General features: G+C 49.0%; 18 protein-coding genes and 1 pseudogene. 13 read left to right on the forward strand and 6 right to left on the reverse strand.

What is annotated here, in order from left to right; all coding sequences use genetic code 11:
• The 3 genes from NAT21_RS04030 to NAT21_RS04040 all read left to right on the forward strand — a co-directional run bounded on the left by NAT21_RS04030 (position 1) and on the right by NAT21_RS04040 (position 2591).
• Positions 1 to 441 (forward strand): DnaJ domain-containing protein, encoded by a 441-nt coding sequence (locus tag NAT21_RS04030; RefSeq protein ID WP_250935908.1) that lies wholly within the window; start codon positions 1 to 3, stop codon positions 439 to 441.
• Positions 434 to 1084 carry a hypothetical protein gene (locus NAT21_RS04035; protein ID WP_250935910.1) on the forward strand — a complete coding sequence of 217 codons (651 nt, stop codon included), beginning with the start codon at positions 434 to 436 and terminating at the stop codon, positions 1082 to 1084. Before NAT21_RS04030 ends, NAT21_RS04035 begins: the two co-directional genes overlap by 8 nt.
• A 184-nt stretch (positions 1085 to 1268) precedes the next feature.
• Entirely contained in the window at positions 1269 to 2591 is a 1323-nt protein-coding gene (locus tag NAT21_RS04040; protein ID WP_250935912.1) for a DUF6602 domain-containing protein, read from the forward strand.
• A 181-nt stretch (positions 2592 to 2772) separates the two neighbouring features.
• On the opposite strand, the gene NAT21_RS04045 is transcribed toward NAT21_RS04040, so the two are convergent.
• Positions 2773 to 3753, reverse strand: coding sequence for a LuxR family transcriptional regulator (locus NAT21_RS04045; protein WP_250935913.1), 981 nt, complete (start codon positions 3751 to 3753; stop codon positions 2773 to 2775).
• Positions 3754 to 3890: 137 nt separating this feature from the next.
• Here NAT21_RS04045 and NAT21_RS04050 point away from each other — a divergent pair, with 137 nt between their 5' ends.
• Together NAT21_RS04050 and NAT21_RS04055 are read left to right on the forward strand one after the other, a co-directional pair.
• Positions 3891 to 4070 carry a helix-turn-helix transcriptional regulator gene (locus NAT21_RS04050; RefSeq protein WP_434084396.1) on the forward strand — a complete coding sequence of 60 codons (180 nt, stop codon included), beginning with the start codon at positions 3891 to 3893 and terminating at the stop codon, positions 4068 to 4070.
• Between the two features lie 4 nt (positions 4071 to 4074).
• Positions 4075 to 4938 (forward strand): helicase RepA family protein, encoded by an 864-nt coding sequence (locus tag NAT21_RS04055; RefSeq protein WP_250935914.1) that lies wholly within the window; start codon positions 4075 to 4077, stop codon positions 4936 to 4938.
• 193 nt (positions 4939 to 5131) lie between these two features.
• Here the strand turns inward: NAT21_RS04055 and NAT21_RS15625 are convergent, their stop codons facing one another.
• Positions 5132 to 5305 carry a hypothetical protein gene (locus tag NAT21_RS15625; protein WP_250935915.1) on the reverse strand — a complete coding sequence of 58 codons (174 nt, stop codon included), beginning with the start codon at positions 5303 to 5305 and terminating at the stop codon, positions 5132 to 5134.
• A 1508-nt stretch (positions 5306 to 6813) separates the two neighbouring features.
• Here NAT21_RS15625 and trbJ point away from each other — a divergent pair.
• From trbJ to traJ, 6 genes are all read left to right on the forward strand, one after another.
• The gene (gene trbJ / locus NAT21_RS04065) at positions 6814 to 7590 is read left to right on the forward strand and encodes a P-type conjugative transfer protein TrbJ (protein ID WP_284732655.1); all 777 of its coding nucleotides are present in this window, start codon (positions 6814 to 6816) and stop codon (positions 7588 to 7590) included.
• Positions 7591 to 7792: 202 nt separating this feature from the next.
• Positions 7793 to 9088 (forward strand): P-type conjugative transfer protein TrbL, encoded by a 1296-nt coding sequence (trbL, locus tag NAT21_RS04070; RefSeq protein WP_250935916.1) that lies wholly within the window; start codon positions 7793 to 7795, stop codon positions 9086 to 9088.
• Complete coding sequence (locus NAT21_RS04075; protein ID WP_082671296.1) at positions 9063 to 9341, forward strand: conjugal transfer protein TrbL; 279 nt, start codon at positions 9063 to 9065, stop codon at positions 9339 to 9341. The genes trbL and NAT21_RS04075 overlap by 26 nt, the downstream gene beginning before the upstream one ends.
• A 20-nt stretch (positions 9342 to 9361) precedes the next feature.
• Positions 9362 to 9616, forward strand: a complete 255-nt coding sequence (locus tag NAT21_RS04080) for a hypothetical protein (protein WP_250935917.1) — start codon at positions 9362 to 9364, stop codon at positions 9614 to 9616.
• 72 nt (positions 9617 to 9688) lie between these two features.
• Positions 9689 to 9916 (forward strand): type I toxin-antitoxin system ptaRNA1 family toxin, encoded by a 228-nt coding sequence (locus NAT21_RS04085; protein WP_250935918.1) that lies wholly within the window; start codon positions 9689 to 9691, stop codon positions 9914 to 9916.
• A gap of 8 nt (positions 9917 to 9924) precedes the next feature.
• Entirely contained in the window at positions 9925 to 10302 is a 378-nt protein-coding gene (traJ, locus tag NAT21_RS04090; protein WP_250935919.1) for a conjugal transfer transcriptional regulator TraJ, read from the forward strand.
• A gap of 56 nt (positions 10303 to 10358) precedes the next feature.
• On the opposite strand, the gene NAT21_RS04095 is transcribed toward traJ, so the two are convergent.
• The 4 genes from NAT21_RS04095 to NAT21_RS04110 all read right to left on the reverse strand — a co-directional run bounded on the left by NAT21_RS04095 (position 10359) and on the right by NAT21_RS04110 (position 16482).
• Positions 10359 to 12053 (reverse strand): LA2681 family HEPN domain-containing protein, encoded by a 1695-nt coding sequence (locus tag NAT21_RS04095; RefSeq protein WP_250935920.1) that lies wholly within the window; start codon positions 12051 to 12053, stop codon positions 10359 to 10361.
• 702 nt (positions 12054 to 12755) lie between these two features.
• Complete coding sequence (locus tag NAT21_RS04100; RefSeq protein WP_250935922.1) at positions 12756 to 13646, reverse strand: pseudouridine synthase; 891 nt, start codon at positions 13644 to 13646, stop codon at positions 12756 to 12758.
• 259 nt (positions 13647 to 13905) lie between these two features.
• The gene (locus NAT21_RS04105) at positions 13906 to 15120 is read right to left on the reverse strand and encodes an MFS transporter (RefSeq protein ID WP_265895230.1); all 1215 of its coding nucleotides are present in this window, start codon (positions 15118 to 15120) and stop codon (positions 13906 to 13908) included.
• Positions 15121 to 15486: 366 nt separating this feature from the next.
• On the reverse strand, positions 15487 to 16482 hold the full coding sequence (locus tag NAT21_RS04110) for a LysR family transcriptional regulator (protein ID WP_250935926.1): 996 nt from the start codon (positions 16480 to 16482) through the stop codon (positions 15487 to 15489).
• A gap of 96 nt (positions 16483 to 16578) precedes the next feature.
• On the opposite strand from NAT21_RS04110, the gene NAT21_RS15490 reads away from it, so the two are divergent.
• Both NAT21_RS15490 and NAT21_RS04115 read left to right on the forward strand, forming a co-directional pair.
• Positions 16579 to 16713, forward strand: coding sequence for a hypothetical protein (locus NAT21_RS15490; protein ID WP_284732656.1), 135 nt, complete (start codon positions 16579 to 16581; stop codon positions 16711 to 16713).
• Positions 16714 to 16914 (forward strand): annotated as a pseudogene (locus NAT21_RS04115) (GMP synthase (glutamine-hydrolyzing)); the annotation flags it as partial.
• Positions 16915 to 17011 lie beyond the last annotated feature (97 nt).

Consider the following 17011-nt stretch of genomic DNA (forward strand, 5'->3'; position numbering starts at 1 on the left):
ATGAAAGAATTTTACGAAGTTAGCTCAGTTGGTGAGCTTAAAAAGCTAGGTGAGCTAAGTGAGCTAGTTAAGCAGCTAGAGAAAATTGTGGTCCCTTTGAAGGTGACTGCAGATTCATATGAAGAACTGCTGGCTGTTATTTCAACGTTAAAAGAGAATTGGCTACCGTTCAAAAAAGGTTATTTTGTTAGCAAAAGAGCTGAGTATATTTACTACCTTCTTGAGCATGAAGGGGAAAGGCGCGAAAAACTACTTGGAATCGACGATGAAATTTATAGTGACAAGAAAGTCGCAAAAAAGTGGTATAAAAGAATAGCTCAAATTGTTCATCCGGATTTTGGTACAAGGGATTCTGAGCAGGCTAAAGAAGCGTTTCAGAAACTTCAAGATATTTATCAAGATTTAACCGATGATGAAGCTTTTGGAGGCATAGATGAGTGATAAAGCCCCAAAGCAAGTTGTCGTGCATTCTTTAGAGTCGACACCTCTTGATTTTCCTGAACCCTCGATTTTTGTTGAGCCAGAATATGCCCAGAAAACTAGAGAGGTAATACAGGCTAATTCTGTCCGCGATAATGATGGAAAAACAGCGCTTAATGCTAAAGCTTTGCCACATGCTTTGTGTACAGACATTGTAGGTGCTAAAAAGTTTTTTAACAGGCTTCCAAATAAAGATAAGTTTAAAGTTGGAAATGATAGATTTGTGAGGACCCCAGCTTTAAAACGAGAGCTTGATGAGAGGATAGAAAAACCGTACGACGCTAAAAAAATTGAACAAATGAAAGAAAATGAAAGGTGTTTAACAGCACTTAGGGATAATAGTGAGTCGTTAAGAATACGTGCTTTAAAAGAAAGTAAAATAAGGCATGAGCAACGGTATTTAAAAAAAAGGAAGTTAGAGGAAGAGAATATTACAGAGTGTCAGCATACTGGTGAGCCTCTTGAGCCGGATGCTCATGCGCACCATAGGGAAAGAAGAGCGGATAATCCGGACTTGGCACTAGATTTAGATAATATTGAACTTGTAAATTCTGCACCTCATAAAGAACATCATAAAAAAGAAAATGATATTGATTTTGAATAGTGGATTGGCTTCGATAAGCTTTAGTGGCTCATATCTGATCTAACACATTTTGTAGAAAGTTTAAATTTGAGCTGGCAGGCAGCTATGAGCAAATTTTTGAGATGATTGCTGGCTTGTTTAGCTAACAAAATAGCACAAAAAAGTATTGTCTATTCATCGAATAAACCTAGAGCAGGGTGTATCAATGATAAGGAAAGCATCAGAACTACTTGAATACTTTATTGAGGCAGAAGAGAAAAAAATATCTGGAGTTGAAATGCCTCACATGCCGACATTAGGAAGTGCTTACGAGGAGATTACTAAACAAGGAATCGATCAACATTTTGCAATACCAAAACACCTTGATCTAAAGGTGGTTTCAGGTTTTATTGAGCTTAGCGGTAAAATGCTACCTGAGCAAATCGATTGTATGCTCGTATGTGGTGAAGGAAAGAGGTTCGGTATTACAGAACAATATATCTACGATATAGAGAATGTATTGTGTGTTTTCGAAGCCAAGAAAACCCTTTCAAAAAAAGATTTTTCTGACGCTGTCAGCCATCTCGGAAAAATCAAAAAAGCATTTTCTGAGTATTTTGAGCATAAACTTATAAATGAGGCTTATGATCCAGATGTAGATGTAATTGGGCTTAGATTTTCGCAGTTAACAGGTAAAGCTGCCCCTACCCATTATATGGGAATTCATGAATTACCAGAGAGTGAAGGTATGTTGTTTTACGCTTTGGTACAGGAGTTTTTCGCCCCAGTTACCATCATTCATGGATATAGCGGCTACACCACAGAGCGCGGAATAAGAAAGGCATTCCTAGATATAATTGAAGAGAAGAAAGCAGAGGATGGTATAGGAGTTGGTATACCAACTATACCGTCTCTGGTGACATCTGGAAACTATAGTTTAATAAAAGGGAATGGTTTGCCTTTTTTAGGAGTTTGTCAAGACAACAAATGGGCGCCGGTACTGTCGACTCGATATAATTCCGCCAAATTAATTCTCGAGTTGATTTGGATGAAAATATCCGTGAGGCTTAATATTAAGATGCCCTACGATGATGGACTTTATATGGAAAATCTTGAACCTCTGCTGGTTGCAGAAGCAATGCGTGAAGGAGATGTGGCTGGTTGGATGTATAATTCTATTGAGCCGAGTGAGAAATTTCTAAAGCGCAATGATGACAGATTATGGTCACCAGTTACTATTGGTAAGCCCGAAGTAAGCGCAATAAACCTGATGGCGTTCAAGGGTGGATATCTTCAGTTGGACAAAGACTTGGATGAATATCTCAAGGGTAAGTATGAAATATCAGTTGAAGAATTGAAGGATACACTTATTTCAACACGGCTGTTTATGTTATTCGATGGTTATATAAGACCGATTCATAGTCAAATCCATATGATCACATGTGATGATGGTAGCGGCTTTGTCTCCAGTGAGAGGGAAAGGTTTGATGTTTGGTGTGAGGAAAATCAGATTAAACCTCACTATCTAAACCTAATCTTTATGGAATAAGGCTAACTAAGTTGATGCAGGGTTTTAAAGTAATGTGGTGTGGGAAATCTCTCCATCTATATCGAGCTTATGGTATGTCAGCTCCTGGTGCAGAGCAAGCTGTAAGATTTGGTTAAACTCTATAATGAAAAATGTCAGATAGAGTTGTAAATAATACAGATAAGCTCAGAGAGATTGCATATCAGAGCAGGAATTCTGTTCGAACTGATGCTAACGCTTTAGACACAGCTTGGCGCGTCATGGGCTGTTGCTTGGCGTTCAGTATTCGTTTTCCAATTTCAGTCTGGCTGAACCCTGACCGTTTGAGTACCAGCATTTTTTTCTTGGTGTCCGATAGCTTAGAATTCACCATTCTGCGGGCGATATTGCGTAATTCGGATTTGTCTGCTGGTTGCAGAGTTAGACGCAACATTAATTGGAAGAAGTAGCTGTCAATCAAGTCATCGCCTGACATGGCGTGAGGCTTGGACCGGTTCGCACACTGATGGATCAGTCGTGTGAGTTCGATATTAAATTGCGCTAGAGAGCGTTTTGCCTGTCTATAAGTAGGGTTCCAGTCACCATTTGCCAACTTGGGTCTATGTTCTTCGCAGTACTGGTGACTGAGCTCAAGTTTCTTACGATCCTCTAACTCAACGTCATTGATACGCTGACCTGTCACTGTCGTCATAAAGGCTGCGAACTCCGTCTTGTTTCCGCATAGTTCGCAAAAATCGTGTTTACGTTGTGCGTTTAGGTTGACTCCCTTTGTAGAGGATGACCTTTTGGGACGTTTACATGCACAATCCCAAACCAGCCCGTTCAAGGATTCGAGAGTCGCTATGAAGCGCTCGTCCGTCGGACTCTTCTGTTCTACTGTCTTAATGAATTGACGTAGTAATTGGCGTTGCATTCGCACCATGGCCTCAAGTCCTACCATTCGAATGATCGCGCTGAATCCTACTCCAGTACCGGCTCCAGGAACATGGCCAGCGTAGCTTCCTGGAAGTGTATCCATGTAGGTTGCCAGGGCAGGATCGATGACTTCCTCTATCAAGCGCACGATCGGGTAGCGTCTTGAGGACGCAGAGTAAGGGTGCCAGCGTTCTTCAAACCGCTGGATAGCTTCTGTGACGACTGGGGCACAACCTTCCCAGATAACGATGCTCGATTCATTTTTCATGTCAACCATTTTAGCCAATTTATAGGCTTAATCAAGTGGCATTGCTGGGCACCATAGAGCTTTCATAAGTAAGTGGAGGCACAAGTATGCAAGCAATGGCAAACAAGACGCTGATCAATCGAAAAGTGCTCTTAGAAATGATTCCTCTCTCCTCACGGACAATTTACAACTTGGAGAAGCGAGGTGAGTTCCCTCGCCGAATTGCACTTACCAGCAGAAACGTCGCGTGGGACTTGTCGGAAGTAGAGCAATGGATTGAAGAGCGCAAGTCGTCTGGAATCCAGGCAGCTCGACCTGGCAACACCATAGAGGCCTAACAGTATGGCCCTTGATCTTATGGCGGCCTTTTCGGAAACGCCGCCGCCTCTTGATTATGTTTTACCTAACATGGTTGCCGGTACGGTGGGGGCCTTGGTTTCACCAGGTGGTGCCGGAAAATCCATGCTGGCTTTACAGCTTGCCATGCAGATCGCTGGAGGCCCGGACTTGCTGGAAGTCGGAGAGTTTACTGTTGGGCGAGTTATCTATCTCCCCGCAGAAGATCCTCCTGCTGCTATCCATCACCGATTACATGCGCTTGGGGCACATCTCACTGCCGAGCAGCGGCAAGCCGTTGCTAAAGGCTTGCTGATTGAGCCGCTGATAGGAAGGTGCCCCAACATCATGTGTCTCGATTGGTTCGATGGCCTTAAGCGAGCGGCTGAAGGCCGTCGCCTGATGATCCTGGACACCTTACGTCGTTTTCATATTGAAGATGAAAACGCCAGCGGCCCAATGGCGCAAGTGATCGGACGTATGGAGGCCATTGCCGCCGATACGGGGTGCTCTATCGTATTTTTGCACCATGCCAGTAAGAGCGCCGCCATGATTGGTGCGGGTGACCAGCAACAGGCCAGCCGTGGGTCGTCTGTTCTGGTCGATAACATTCGCTGGCAATCGTATCTGTCTGGCATGACGCAAACCGAGGCTGAGGAATGGGGTGTTGATGATAGTCAGCGTGGGTACTTCGTCCGCTATGGCGTGAGCAAGGCGAATTATGGCTCTCCTTTCTCAGAGTGTTGGTTCAGACGTCACGAAGGCGGTGTGCTGAAACCTGCCGTGCTGGAGAGGCAGCGTAAGGCCAAAGGAGTATTACCGTTCAAGAAATCTAAAGCTGCTATGGAAGGCACTGATGACAACTGGTAACAAGGTCACTCCAACTAGTACAAGTGCACAGGCAAGAGTGATGCTTTACCAGGCCAGTCAGCGCCCAAGTCTGATGGAGGCCGATTGGATGGAAACATCCTTTGGCCGCTGTCGCATTAAGGGAAGGCTTGGCCAGCGGCACGCAGATGTTGTTGAGGCTATTTTGCACTGTGCCGAACGTCGACGCGATGTGTCAGATGGTGGTGTAGAGCTTTTGGTAGACCCTGCCAAAGTGCGGAAAACCTTGTCTGATAGCAGGTATAGTTCCTCCCATCTTGAGAAGCTGCTGGCAGAGCTGCGAGCAGCAACTGTAACCATTGAAACACCACAGTTCGATTTTCCGATAATCGGCGGCTTGATCGATCATGTTATTCCTTCACCTATGACACGCCCTGATCCCTTGACGGGGGGAGACCGAAATCTGTGGAGAGTTCGGCTTGGTATCGCCTTGGTCATGCTATTGGAGCATGACCTTAGCCTGTACTACGATCCCGCACCCATTGCTCGCTTGCGGCACGGGATTAGTCAGGCGGTCGCTCGACACATATTGACCCACAAGAATGATCCAGCCGGAGGGTGGCATGTTGATACTCTCATTCGCGCAGTCTGTGGTGAAAACATCAATAGTAAGACGATGCGAAATGGGCGTTCCAGGCTTAGGGAAGATGCGGAAAAATTGCACGAAGTTGGAATAACGATAGATGCTGAGAATAGGATAAGGCGACTCACACCCGCCCGATAGCGTCCCCCACCCGCCCGATGGCGACTCACATCCGCCCGATAGTGACTCACACCCGCCCGATTTTTTGCTGTTTTGGCAGGATATTCAGGATATCTAAGGATATCCAGCAACCTCCAGCTGGGTGCTGGAGGTTGAATACCTATCGGCCTTTGGCCGATGTTTTAACGCCAAGAGGGTGGCCGATTCTGCTTCCTCGCCAAGGGCTATCACCTTTTCTTGGCGTTCAACCCGTCCGAAGGACGACCAAAGCCGCCTTATAAGCCCCAGGAGCATCGTTCAGAGGTCGACTAGGGGTTGGCCGGAGGGTGATGCCTGAAGCGCCTCTCTGGGCGGATCAGAAAGCCGTATTCAATGCATCAAGATGAATAGCGACTTAAGCCGGTAGTAGGCCGAAAATGTGTGCGGTTTTTAGGTTGTATTATGTAGTAGCACTATACAACATACTACAACACTACATTTCCTATCCGCCTTGACGCTGTGCCCGAAAAGCTGTCCGAAGTTGGGCGCTAGCGGCTCGACACGCACAGGGTGTTGATAGCGATCCTTCCTGACCGTATGACCCAACCGATACCAATCTGAAACTGTCAAAGAAAAGGCCGGCGAGAGTGTCTAGTGAGTTTGAAAACCCATGGAATACAGCGCTCTACATTCGATGAGTTGCTATCACTCGTACGTTTCATTGACACTTGAGGGGCGCTATCCCTCCTGAATTGGTAAAGCTGTGTATTCCTGTTTTTGTTTGCTGTGTAAACCCCCGCGTTAGCGTAGTAATTGACTGATATTACGTGTTTATTTCGTGCTTCCGTTCTCGCAAGAAGGTGATCAAGCGATTTTATATAGTTTGCACTAAAAAACAGATTTTCGCGGCAATACTTTCCTTGGCGTAAACAACGCTGAAAGGCGGGCAAGATAGGTGAAGTAGGCCCACCGACAAGTCGGCGGTTCCTATTTCACTCCCCTTTATTCGCACCGGAGGTGCTCAACGGGAATCTTGCTCTTCGAGGCTGCCGGCTGCCGCCGTAGGAGTTATTGGCTTAAATTTCTTCATGTCAACTTTTATGTCCAATTATTGAGCTTATACGTTATGCATTGAAAGGCACGATAAAGCATTCATTGGTAATGGAGATCAACGTATGCAAAAAGTTAAAAGAAAAAATTTAGCCGCTAAAATTGCTATGGCCGTCGTTATGACGACCTGCACTTTGCAGCCCGTCTACGCCGGTATTCCAGTAGTTGATGGCACCAATCTGACGCAAAACATCATGTCTGCTTTGGAAGCGGTCGCGCAGACGGCCAAGCAGATTCAGGAATACCAAACCCAACTCCAGCAGTACGAAAACCAACTGCAAAACACGATGGCCCCGGCGGCCCATATTTGGGACCAGGCGCAGCGCACCATCAACGATCTGAACCAGGCGACCAACACGCTCGCCTATTACCAGAACCAGCTTGGCAGCCTCGATGCTTACCTGGGCAAGTTCCAGGACGTGGCCTATTACCGCAGCTCGCCTTGTTTCTCGGCGGCGGGATGCAGTGATGCCGAACGAGCCGCGATGGCCGAGAACCGTCGCCTGGCGTCTGAATCGCAGAAGAAGGCCAACGACGCGCTGTTTAAGGGCCTGGAGCAGCAGCAAGACAATCTTGAAGCCGACGCCCGACAGCTTAACCGCCTGCAATCTGCCGCCCAGGGCGCAGACGGCCAACTGGCCGCTATTGGCTACGCCAATCAGCTCGCCAGCAACCAGGCTAACCAGCTCCTGCAAATCCGTAGCCTGCTGATTGCTCAGCAGAATGCCGTTGGCACTCGAATGCAGGCGGATGCTGACCGCGAAGCTCAATATCAAGCGTCCCGTGAAAGGTTGTTCGATATGGGAGAGCCAACCGACCGTTCAGAAAACAGGGGGTTCTAATCATGAAGAATATCACCCGAGTTTTTATCGTTAGCGCGTTGGCCTCTTTCGTTCTGGTGGGGTGCGGTGAAGATGACGGGCCTAAGCCTGCAACGATCAACTGTGACAACCCAAACTTGACGAAAGAGCAGAGGGAAGAAGGGAACTGTCTTTGGGATATGGGCGAACCCACTGATCGCTCCAAGAACAAGGGGTTCTAACCATGAGCAAGATATTCATTCGACTTGTGATGCTCCTGGCAGTTTTACTGACTTCGCAAACTGCGTCAGCGGCCATTGAGCCTAATGGTGTCTTGGATGAAGTGGCCGTGCGTTTCATGACGGCCAGTGCTACTTGGGGCACGGTAATTACAAGCTATGCCGCCTGGCTGTTCTGGACGCTGGGCACTATATCCCTTGTTTGGACTGGCGGGACCTTAATCCTTAAACAAGCGGATATAAGGGAGTTCTTTGCCGAGTTCGTGCGCTTCATTCTGACGTTTGGTTTCTTTCTCTGGTTGCTCAGAAACGGCCCAGACTTTGCGACGTCAATCATCGACTCGTTGAGAATGATCGGTGCTCAAGCCGGTGGCCTTCCGAGAGATCTAACCCCGTCAGAGCCTATTAGTATTGCGTTCGACATTATTGTGAAAGCTGGTGAGTCCTACAGCATCACAAGCCCGATAGATAACTTGTCTATCTTCTTAATCACGCTGGCAATTTTGGCCTGTATGGGGGTAGTGGCGGCCAATGTGTTGTTGGCCTTGGTGACGGCTTGGATATTGATCTATGCCGGTGTCTTCGTGCTGGGGTTTGGTGGTTCGCGTTGGACTTCAGATATAGCAATCAACTACTTCAAAAGCGTATTGGGCGTTGCTTTGAAGTTGATGACAATGACGTTGCTCATTGGCATTGCCATGTCGATCATGGACGGTTTCTATGCCGATCTATCCAATGATGCCCCTATGCGTGAACTGCTGGTGATCTTTGTCGTTTCACTGGTTCTTGTGATGCTCATTCACTCGGTTCCCAATGTGGTCGCCAGCCTGGTTCCTGGAGGCGGCGCGGCGGCAGGTGCTGGCAGTATCAGTGCCGGAGCGATGGCCGGAGCGGCTGTTGCCACTGGCGGTATGGCTGCCGGTGCAGCAATGGCTACCGCCGGCGGTGCGTCTGCTATTCAGGCTGCATTTGCAAAAGCAGGTGAGAACGTAGCGAACAATACTGACGTTATGTCGAGCCTGGGCGGAGCATTTAGCGGTGGCGGCGACTCTGATGAAGCTGGCTCATTTTCCCAAGCGTCCGGCCAATCTTCTAGCGGTGGCGAATCCTCTGGCGGCGGCTTTAAAGGCAGCGCTGTAAAAGCTGGTCGTATTGCAGCGGATACCGGTGCAAATTTGATGAGGGGTATGGGTGATATGGCCGGGGATCGGATTGGCCGAACTGCTGGAGGTCGTCTAGCCAGCTCGATCCGAAACAGTACGAAAGATAACGGGGATGACGACGACAAGGAGGGCGACTGACGACGCTTCCCCTGCATTTGACAACGATAGCTTAGGCGGTGGCGGCACTGGCTGGATGAATCAAACCGGCGGCTTTGATGGCCTATCCAGTGAGGACCAAGAAGAAGCCCGCCAAGCACACGCAGAATGGCAAGAGCGCGACCCGGAAAAGCACACCTTCGACGTTGAGGATTACGTTTCGTATGCCCAGGAACGTCAGCAGGAGCGAAATAGCGAGATTGCCAGCTTTGTTAAAAAAGGCCGCATGGCCTAACTAGATAAGGATTACTGATTATGGAGTTTAACTTTCCACCCCAAAACCTTGCGGAGGTATTTGGTTTCTTCGCAGTGATGTTCATTGTGATGCTGGCCTTCTATTTTTGGGGGCAGTGGCTGCACAACACCGGACACGGCCCGAAGATGAAAGCCATTGCCGACAAAATGGAGGTATTCCAAAACAGGTTGGCCGGGCGTGCTTACAAGGACATGACGAGATCGGTCGATCAAATCGACAAAATGAGACGCTGGCCGTTTGGCCGACGCAAGTAGTTAGAAAGCACACGGGCCGGTGATGGTGCACCGGCCCGCATTTCCACATACCACCTGACAGAGAGGTGACACATGACAACCACACATAATATCGAAGTTCAGAACGTAATTCATCAGGCCGCGACCAAGTTGGCTGCCCTGGAGTTCATCGACCAGGAAACCGCCCGGCAGATTTCGCCCGTTGCGGAAGCCGTCGCCAATATGTTCACGATCCTGTACTACCAGGCTGAAACTGGTCGAGCGACACCGGAGGACTTCCAGGAGGCGTTGGACACTATCCGCCAGGTAACAAGGAGGTAAGGCAAAAGATGATGAACGATAAGGCAAAACGAATAACGAGGAAGAGCAGTACGCCTATCAAGGTGTACTGCTTACCTGAGGAAAAGGAGCATATCGAGGCGCAAGCAAAGCGAGCAGGCATGAGCGCTGCGCGTTATCTGCGCGAGGTTGGCCAGGGCTACAAGATCAAGGGTGTAGTCGATTGTGAGCAGGTACGGGAGTTGGCTCGAATCAACGGCGATCTTGGCCGTTTGGGTGGCCTATTGAAGCTATGGCTGACCGATGACGTGCGAACTGCCCAGTTTGGCCAGTCAACAATCCTTGCTGTTCTCAGTAAGATCGAGGCGACGCAGGAGGAAATGGGAAAGGTTATGACCAAGGTTGTTATGCCTAGGTCTGAATTATGAAGCTGAGAACGGACTCAATACTAAGATAAGGCGGTGCAGCCCGCCTTATCTTTGATTTAATCTTTTAATGGGACGCCCATTGGCAAGTATATCTTATCATTAGGGCGCTTTTTTTCTTCGAAGTGGATGGATAGCGATAGATAAATAATTGAGTTTCTTGCCAGTTTTATTAGCGTCATTAGCCGGGACTCAAATTGACTTATAGGTATTAATAGAGAATGTGAGCTTAATTTTTTCTTTTCATAAAGATCCGATTCGAGCTTTTTTAGGTCGGATTCTATTGCTTTGGATTCTTCAGGGGGCAAGGGGGATTGTAACTTCTCCCTTATTTTTTTAATCTCTAGATTAAGTTTTTCTAATTCAATATCATGATAACTGTTATGTGAGGTCGTAATATCATAACCGAAATCATCTACTATTTTAAGTGATCTATGCTCCATGGCATTCCTAATTTCAGAAAATGCCTTAGCGTCTGGGTCTATCCACTTTGAAACAGATGAAGTGTTTTTAACGTCGCGAATATCTTTTAATATGTAAAATAAAGCATGAATAAAATGATTGTCGCTAGTCCCTAGCTTTTTATTTGGCTTCCAATTTTTTCTCCAGTTGCTTGACTTGAAGTCTCGAAATAGATTGTCAATGCTTATCATGTTGTCATCTTTGATATCGTTAAGATCAAAAAAGCGACTTAGTAAATAAGCGATTTTGTCGAATAATGAATAAAGTATCCGGAATGATGTTTTGTAATGACTGATTTTTAGGTTGTTTATCGAGTGAGACATGTCGTCAACATGTCGATATGTTGAGTTGTAGAAGTGTTGTTCTTCATCAGGTATGCTGTGGGCAGTAAAAAACAAGTAGCGTGCGTAGCAGTAGTCATTTTTTATTTCATCGAAGTTGCCATGATACGCTAGCTCTTCTTGCATGGTGAGTGTTGAGTTTATGGATTGAGAGAAAGAAGGAAGAGCAAGAACATCCTGATGGGATATTTCAAAATCGCAGACATCATTTAGGTCGTTAATAAATAGTTTGTTCTTTGCGCACCATTGTAGATATTGTTTTTCCTTTCTCGTTTTTGAGCTGTTATACTCTTCTGAAAAGTAATCGAAGGAAGATTCCTCAAAGTTCTCCTCGAACCATTCCTTGAATCTAATTAAATACCCATCCCCCTCCAAATCGACTCTGTGTTCAGGATATAGTTCTTCGATATTATCTGCGGCCTCTTTGGTAAGCCTGTAGGCGATAAAATAGTGATACTCTTTGTGCCCGTTGTCATATAGAGATTCGCCAAGAAAGAGCTGGTTTCTAGCCTTTGATGCAATCGCTTCTATTTTTCTATTTATAGCTATGGCTTCATCATAAAAAGGTATGCAACATAAAACCCTTCCTTGAGAAGAAAGGTGGTTAGCCAAGTTAGTTAGAACCATCGACTTAAGGTTATTAAATGCCTGAATATTTTCAGGTATTTCATTCCAGTCAGGTTTTGGTATTCTGTGAAGAGATTGTCTGTAATAGATTATGGCTTTCATTAGGTCGTCTGAGTGCCATTCAACCCTCCGAGCCTCGTAAAGTACGGAATAGCAGTTTGCTATTGTGTAAAGGTAATGAGCCTCATAAAGAGGGTGTTCAAAATCAAAATCTTTTGGTGTCAATCTCTCAATAAGACTTTCCAGAGCTTCATAGTCTCTGTTTAGTATATGTAAATCAGCCTCTTCACTTAAATCGTTAATCTCATCTATTGTCATGACCATGAAGAGCTCCTTTTGTCATTTAATATTGACAATTTACCAGTTATCATAAAGCTACAGAATTTTTTTATTTTGCTAAAAAATATACACTGAGCAACTGATTCTTAGTATAAGTTTGAGAGGCGGTATGAGCGAGCAAGAGTGCCGAGCGTCACAGGCATCGGCTGCAGAGGTCAAGGCAGAGAGTATGCGTTGGTCTCTGGAGCAGGCTGAAGGGGGCGAATCCGTAGTGCGTTGGTTGACCCCTGAGGAGCGGCAAGAGCTGCGCAGTGACATGGCAGAGGCATCTGCCTGGGCTCGGACTGAGCTGCGGAAGCGCAGAGCTGCAAAAAAGTAGCAAAAATTCTTCGTGTGGTATAGTTTATGGTATTGCTAGATTGGTTATTTATAAGTTACTGAATTGTATGAATATATTGTTCCTATTTATATTAGAGTGGGAGTGATCGTCTGATGATCCCTTCTCGCTGAGGTGACGCCGCCCGGTTGCACTTCAATGACATGAACTGAGCGCTGTGTGCAAAAAAGCCTTTCTGGCCATCAGGTCGGAAGGGCTTTTTCGTGTAAGTGGTAGCTACCAGCGGCAAGTTACCGTGGTGCGAGCAGTCCGGCGCCGTTCAGCTCGTCATGCAATCGCCGGGATGAGCATGGTAGCCCGGCTCGGGATGCACTTCGTGGAGCAAGGGACAGGAGCGTGATGGCGCCGTGCTATTCAAGCGCCAGGTTGCCATCGTATTCAATGCGCCTGGGTTCACTTGTCACGGGGTCAATGAACTCCAGGCCCTTGGAGAGCAACTGCAAGGGGCGCGTGTAGTCGTCCGGCGAGAGCGGCTGCAGTACCGGATAGTAGCGGTCATTCAGGATCGGCCAGCCGAGTGACTGCATGTGCACGCGCAACTGGTGACGGCGCCCGCTGACGGGATGTAGTTCGAACAGTGCCTGCGTGTCGGTTTGCTGCACGCAGCGAATCACCGAGTGGCTGTTGGCGTCACCTTCACTGACCCGCATGCGAAAGCGCTGCTCGTTTTTCTCGATGCGATTTTTTACGTCCCACTCTCGACCCACCCATGACTCATGGCCTTCTACCTCGGCGATGGCCTGATAGGTCTTGTGAATACGTCGTGACTTGAAGAGCTGGTGATACTGCCCGCGGGTCTCGGGATTCAGCGAACAAAGCACCAGCCCTGCCGTCACTCGATCCAGACGATGCACTGCCTGAAGCGCCTCGATTCCCGTACTGTTGCGCAGACGCTGTTGCAGGCACTCGGTTACGTAGCGCCCGCCGGGCATGACGGGCAGAAAGTGCGGTTTGTAGGCCACCAGAATGTGCTCATCGCGATAGACAATCTGCTCTGCGAAGGGAATGCTCGGCTCGCTGGCCACTTCGCGGTAATAGAACACGCGAAGTTGTGGCTTGAAGGGCGATGTCGGTGTAATCAAGACGCCGTCATCGCGATGTACCTTGCCGGTGGCCATGCGCTCTCGCCATGTCGCCTCACCGATGGCTGGAAACCTGAGCAGCAGATACTCAAGCACCGTCGACACACCGGGATTGATCTGAGGCAGGCTCAGCCTTGAAGCGCGTTTGGAAATGGACATGTCATGCATCACAGGTTGGAAAGGGGCTGGGTGAAACGTGGTGAGAAAACCTCACACTCCAGGCGGCCACGCTAGTGTAACCGAGAGAGGCATGCGTGTCGGGCGAGACATGCTGGCGCCGGATAAGTGGGGCAATGCGCAAGAGGTGAGGTGAGGTGAGGTGAGGTGAGTGGGCCGTATCTGCGCCAGCTTGGTGAGGGTGACGGATAGGCATAAGGAAAGCAGGCGCCTGACATCCTGTGCCAGGCGCCCCGAGACGTTACGCGGTTGCCATGCTCAGGCGGGGCACCGGCCTGTCATTGATCGGAAGATGAATCAATGCCGAAATGAACGCCAGCGTGATCGCTGACCACCAGATCGGATCATAGGACCCGTAGTAGTCGTAGATGAAGCCACCGGCCCATGCGCCCAGAAAGCTGCCCAGCTGGTGAGAGAAAAACACCAGCCCGTAGAGTGTCGACAGATAACGAGCGCCAAAGATCTGACGAACCAGCCCGGATGTAATGGGCACGGTGCCCAGCCAGCAGAACCCGATGGCCGCGCCAAAGATGACCGCCGTCATGTCGGTGGTGGGCAGCACCACAAACGCACTGATCACGGCCGTACGCACCAGGTACAGCGCAGACATCACATAACGTTTGCTATAGCGGTCTGCCATGGCGCCCCAGAAGTACGAGCCACCGATGTTGAATATGCCTACGTAGGCCAGCGCCATGGCCGCCGTTGAGGCCGAGATGTGCTTGTCCGCCAGATAACTGGGAAGGTGAGTGGCGATGAACATCACATGAAAACCACACACAAAGAAGCCGATATGAATCAACCAGTAGCCCCTGTGTGAGAAGGCTTCCTTCAGGGCGCCTTTCAGGGTCTGCAGGTCTTCCTGTAGGGGATGTGCGCTGTGTGTGTCCTGTTTTGCCGTCTTGATGAAAAATGCAAACAGCACCATGAAACTGCACATGACAGCAAATATCTGCATGGCACCCTGCCAGTCGGAAATACTCAGCAGCGTCTGTGCCCCCGGAATCATTGCAAACATGCCAAAGGAGCCTGCTGCCGTGGTCAGGCCAAAGGCCTTGGCCGCGTGTTGTGCAGGCACCACTTTCGCAACGGCACCCAGAACGATCACGTAGCTGGTGGCACTCAACCCAAAGCCGACAAGCACACCCAGTGACAGGAACATCATGGTGGGTTCGGTAGTAATGGAGGTCAGGTACAGACCCAGGGCGTACGCGATGGCGCCTGCAACGATGATGCGCTTTGGCCCCCAGCGGTCAGCGGCCATGCCGACAAACGGCTGGAATGCCCCGAACAACAGGTTCTGCAATGCGATGGCAAAGCTGAAGAACTCACGCCCCGTATGGAAGTAGTCGGAAATGGGCGTCATGAAAATGCCAAAGGACTGTCTGATCCCCAAGCTGGTAATCAGAATCCCTATACCGAGCCAGACCAGGAGTGGAAACCGGAAAATAGTCATAAGTTGCTCTTGTTATATGTTCAGTGATGGGAGTGCCTTTCGTTTACGCCTATTGTTTTTGTTCACCACTTTTAATGGCGTGCGCTGCCACTTTTTCCGTTGACCCTGGTAAATCATGGAAAAACCAATAACAGCCGCAAAATGGATAACAACGTCAGCAACCCGGGCGGGAAGTGCGCTGAAAAAGGTGCGTATATGCGCTTAACGACGAGCTTCACGCGAAGCGTAAAGAGTATCGGGGAGTGACTCAAATGATAAAAAGTGAAGTGATCCATGCAGATTGTACATACACCACATCGGCCTTGCGGCGGGCCCCTGGCCCTTTAAAAAAGGGCCTTTGAATCAGCAGGATAGCCAGAACGAAGGTTACGGTTTCATACCGGTGGGCAAGGGATCAGGCAGCACCATGCTATCAGCGTCTGCATCCAGCCCCATTTCCACGACACGGCTGGCGATGAGCCTGCCACACTCTTCCTTGACGATATTTCTCAACCACTCCTGTGAAGGCGAGTGTTCACAGCGAGGGTGCCAGATCATGGAATAATCAAACGGTGTGAAATGAAAGGGCAGGGGTTTCGCCACCAGGTCATGACGCTCTGACACCAGATAGGCCAGATCCGCAGGCACCGTGATGATCAGTGGCATCGTATCAACAATCGCCAGTGCCGCTTCCAGATGATAGGCCCGCAGCACCATGCGCCGTCTGGGCCTGTCTTCCAGCGCCTGTTCGATGAGGGATTTAACCCCATCACTGATGGCGATCATGGCATGCGGGAAATTCAGATAATCGTCCAGACACATGTCCTTGTCCGCCAACGGGTGTTGTCTGGATACCAGACACGACACGCCAACACGGCCCAGGGTCTCGTATTGCAATGGTTCAATGGAATGAATCGGGCGGCAAATGGCCAGATCAGCCCGGCCATAGGTCAGTTGCTCTTTTAAATGCTCATCCTGCAAGGGTAGAAACTCCAGCGCGACGTTGGGCGCCTCCTGATATATACGGGGCAAGGCAAAGGGCAGGATGGTTTGCATTGCATAATCCGTCGTGACAATCGTGAAATTCTGATCACAGGACCCGGGGTCAAACTCGATGGGAGACAACAGCTGCCTGAGCGACCCAAGAGGCTCGTCCAGCGCCATATTCATTAACAAGGCCTTCTCGGTGGGAACCAGATACTGCCCCTGGCGTGTAAACAGCGGGTCCGACAGCAGGCAGCGTAATCGCCCCAGAATCCGGCTCATGGCGGACTGGCTCAGGTTCAACCGAGCGGCAGCCCGACTGACACTGCGCTCCTCCACCAGAACCTGCAATGCGACCAACAGGTTCAGGTCCCGTCGATAAATCTCTTCTACTTTCATGCTCAGCCTTGATAGTTATAAGAATATTGGCTTTTAAACGGGTGATTTGTGGAAGTTGTCCTGCGGGCTGGAAGCACATGGGCATGGCTAACCCCCATGCTGGCCACTTCTCTGGTATTAAACATTTCCCATCCGGCCCATGCACGTGCTCGGGAAGCTGATGGGGTGGATGTGTCGCAAACGGTGATGGCCATGACGCACGTGGTGGCGGAAGCACCTGGTTCAAGCTGAGCCGTCGGCGTAGTTGGCGACGGCCGTCGCTATGAGTGGGGCATCGCCATTCGCGTGGCCAAGACCATCGACGTCATGACCGCTTGCTGGGCGCACCTGCCGTACGAGCTGCTGGTCACGTTATCAACGAGATCAGTGGCGCCGCCGCGAATGGCCCATTACGTGAGCAGCAAGCCGCCCGCAACGATCGAGTGGAAATGATGGTTTCTGCATGCTGGCTTCAATAAAAAACCCGCCTTTCGGCGGGTTTTTTATTTTCAGTTTCAAAAGATGAATTGAGGCTAATTAACAGACTTGC

The organism is Larsenimonas rhizosphaerae (assembly GCF_023700005.1).
GTDB classification, from domain to species: Bacteria; Pseudomonadota; Gammaproteobacteria; order Pseudomonadales; family Halomonadaceae; genus Larsenimonas; species Larsenimonas rhizosphaerae.

Excerpts from the sequence above, each read along its gene's own strand:
- NAT21_RS04095 (WP_250935920.1), bottom strand. The coding sequence starts at position 12,053 with ATGGTCATGACAATAGATGAGATTAACGATTTAAGTGAAGAGGCTGAT.
- NAT21_RS04055 (WP_250935914.1), top strand. The coding sequence starts at position 4,075 with ATGGCCCTTGATCTTATGGCGGCCTTTTCGGAAACGCCGCCGCCTCTT.
- NAT21_RS04085 (WP_250935918.1), top strand. The coding sequence starts at position 9,689 with ATGACAACCACACATAATATCGAAGTTCAGAACGTAATTCATCAGGCC.
- NAT21_RS04100 (WP_250935922.1), bottom strand. The coding sequence starts at position 13,646 with ATGTCCATTTCCAAACGCGCTTCAAGGCTGAGCCTGCCTCAGATCAAT.
- trbJ (WP_284732655.1), top strand. The coding sequence starts at position 6,814 with ATGCAAAAAGTTAAAAGAAAAAATTTAGCCGCTAAAATTGCTATGGCC.
- trbL (WP_250935916.1), top strand. The coding sequence starts at position 7,793 with ATGAGCAAGATATTCATTCGACTTGTGATGCTCCTGGCAGTTTTACTG.
- NAT21_RS04040 (WP_250935912.1), top strand. The coding sequence starts at position 1,269 with ATGATAAGGAAAGCATCAGAACTACTTGAATACTTTATTGAGGCAGAA.
- NAT21_RS15490 (WP_284732656.1), top strand. The coding sequence starts at position 16,579 with ATGCTGGCCACTTCTCTGGTATTAAACATTTCCCATCCGGCCCATGCA.
- traJ (WP_250935919.1), top strand. The coding sequence starts at position 9,925 with ATGATGAACGATAAGGCAAAACGAATAACGAGGAAGAGCAGTACGCCT.
- NAT21_RS04105 (WP_265895230.1), bottom strand. The coding sequence starts at position 15,120 with ATGACTATTTTCCGGTTTCCACTCCTGGTCTGGCTCGGTATAGGGATT.
- NAT21_RS04110 (WP_250935926.1), bottom strand. The coding sequence starts at position 16,482 with ATGAAAGTAGAAGAGATTTATCGACGGGACCTGAACCTGTTGGTCGCA.
- NAT21_RS04080 (WP_250935917.1), top strand. The coding sequence starts at position 9,362 with ATGGAGTTTAACTTTCCACCCCAAAACCTTGCGGAGGTATTTGGTTTC.
- NAT21_RS04050 (WP_434084396.1), top strand. The coding sequence starts at position 3,891 with ATGATTCCTCTCTCCTCACGGACAATTTACAACTTGGAGAAGCGAGGT.
- NAT21_RS04075 (WP_082671296.1), top strand. The coding sequence starts at position 9,063 with ATGACGACGACAAGGAGGGCGACTGACGACGCTTCCCCTGCATTTGAC.
- NAT21_RS04045 (WP_250935913.1), bottom strand. The coding sequence starts at position 3,753 with ATGAAAAATGAATCGAGCATCGTTATCTGGGAAGGTTGTGCCCCAGTC.
- NAT21_RS04035 (WP_250935910.1), top strand. The coding sequence starts at position 434 with ATGAGTGATAAAGCCCCAAAGCAAGTTGTCGTGCATTCTTTAGAGTCG.
- NAT21_RS15625 (WP_250935915.1), bottom strand. The coding sequence starts at position 5,305 with ATGATCGATCAAGCCGCCGATTATCGGAAAATCGAACTGTGGTGTTTC.
- NAT21_RS04030 (WP_250935908.1), top strand. The coding sequence starts at position 1 with ATGAAAGAATTTTACGAAGTTAGCTCAGTTGGTGAGCTTAAAAAGCTA.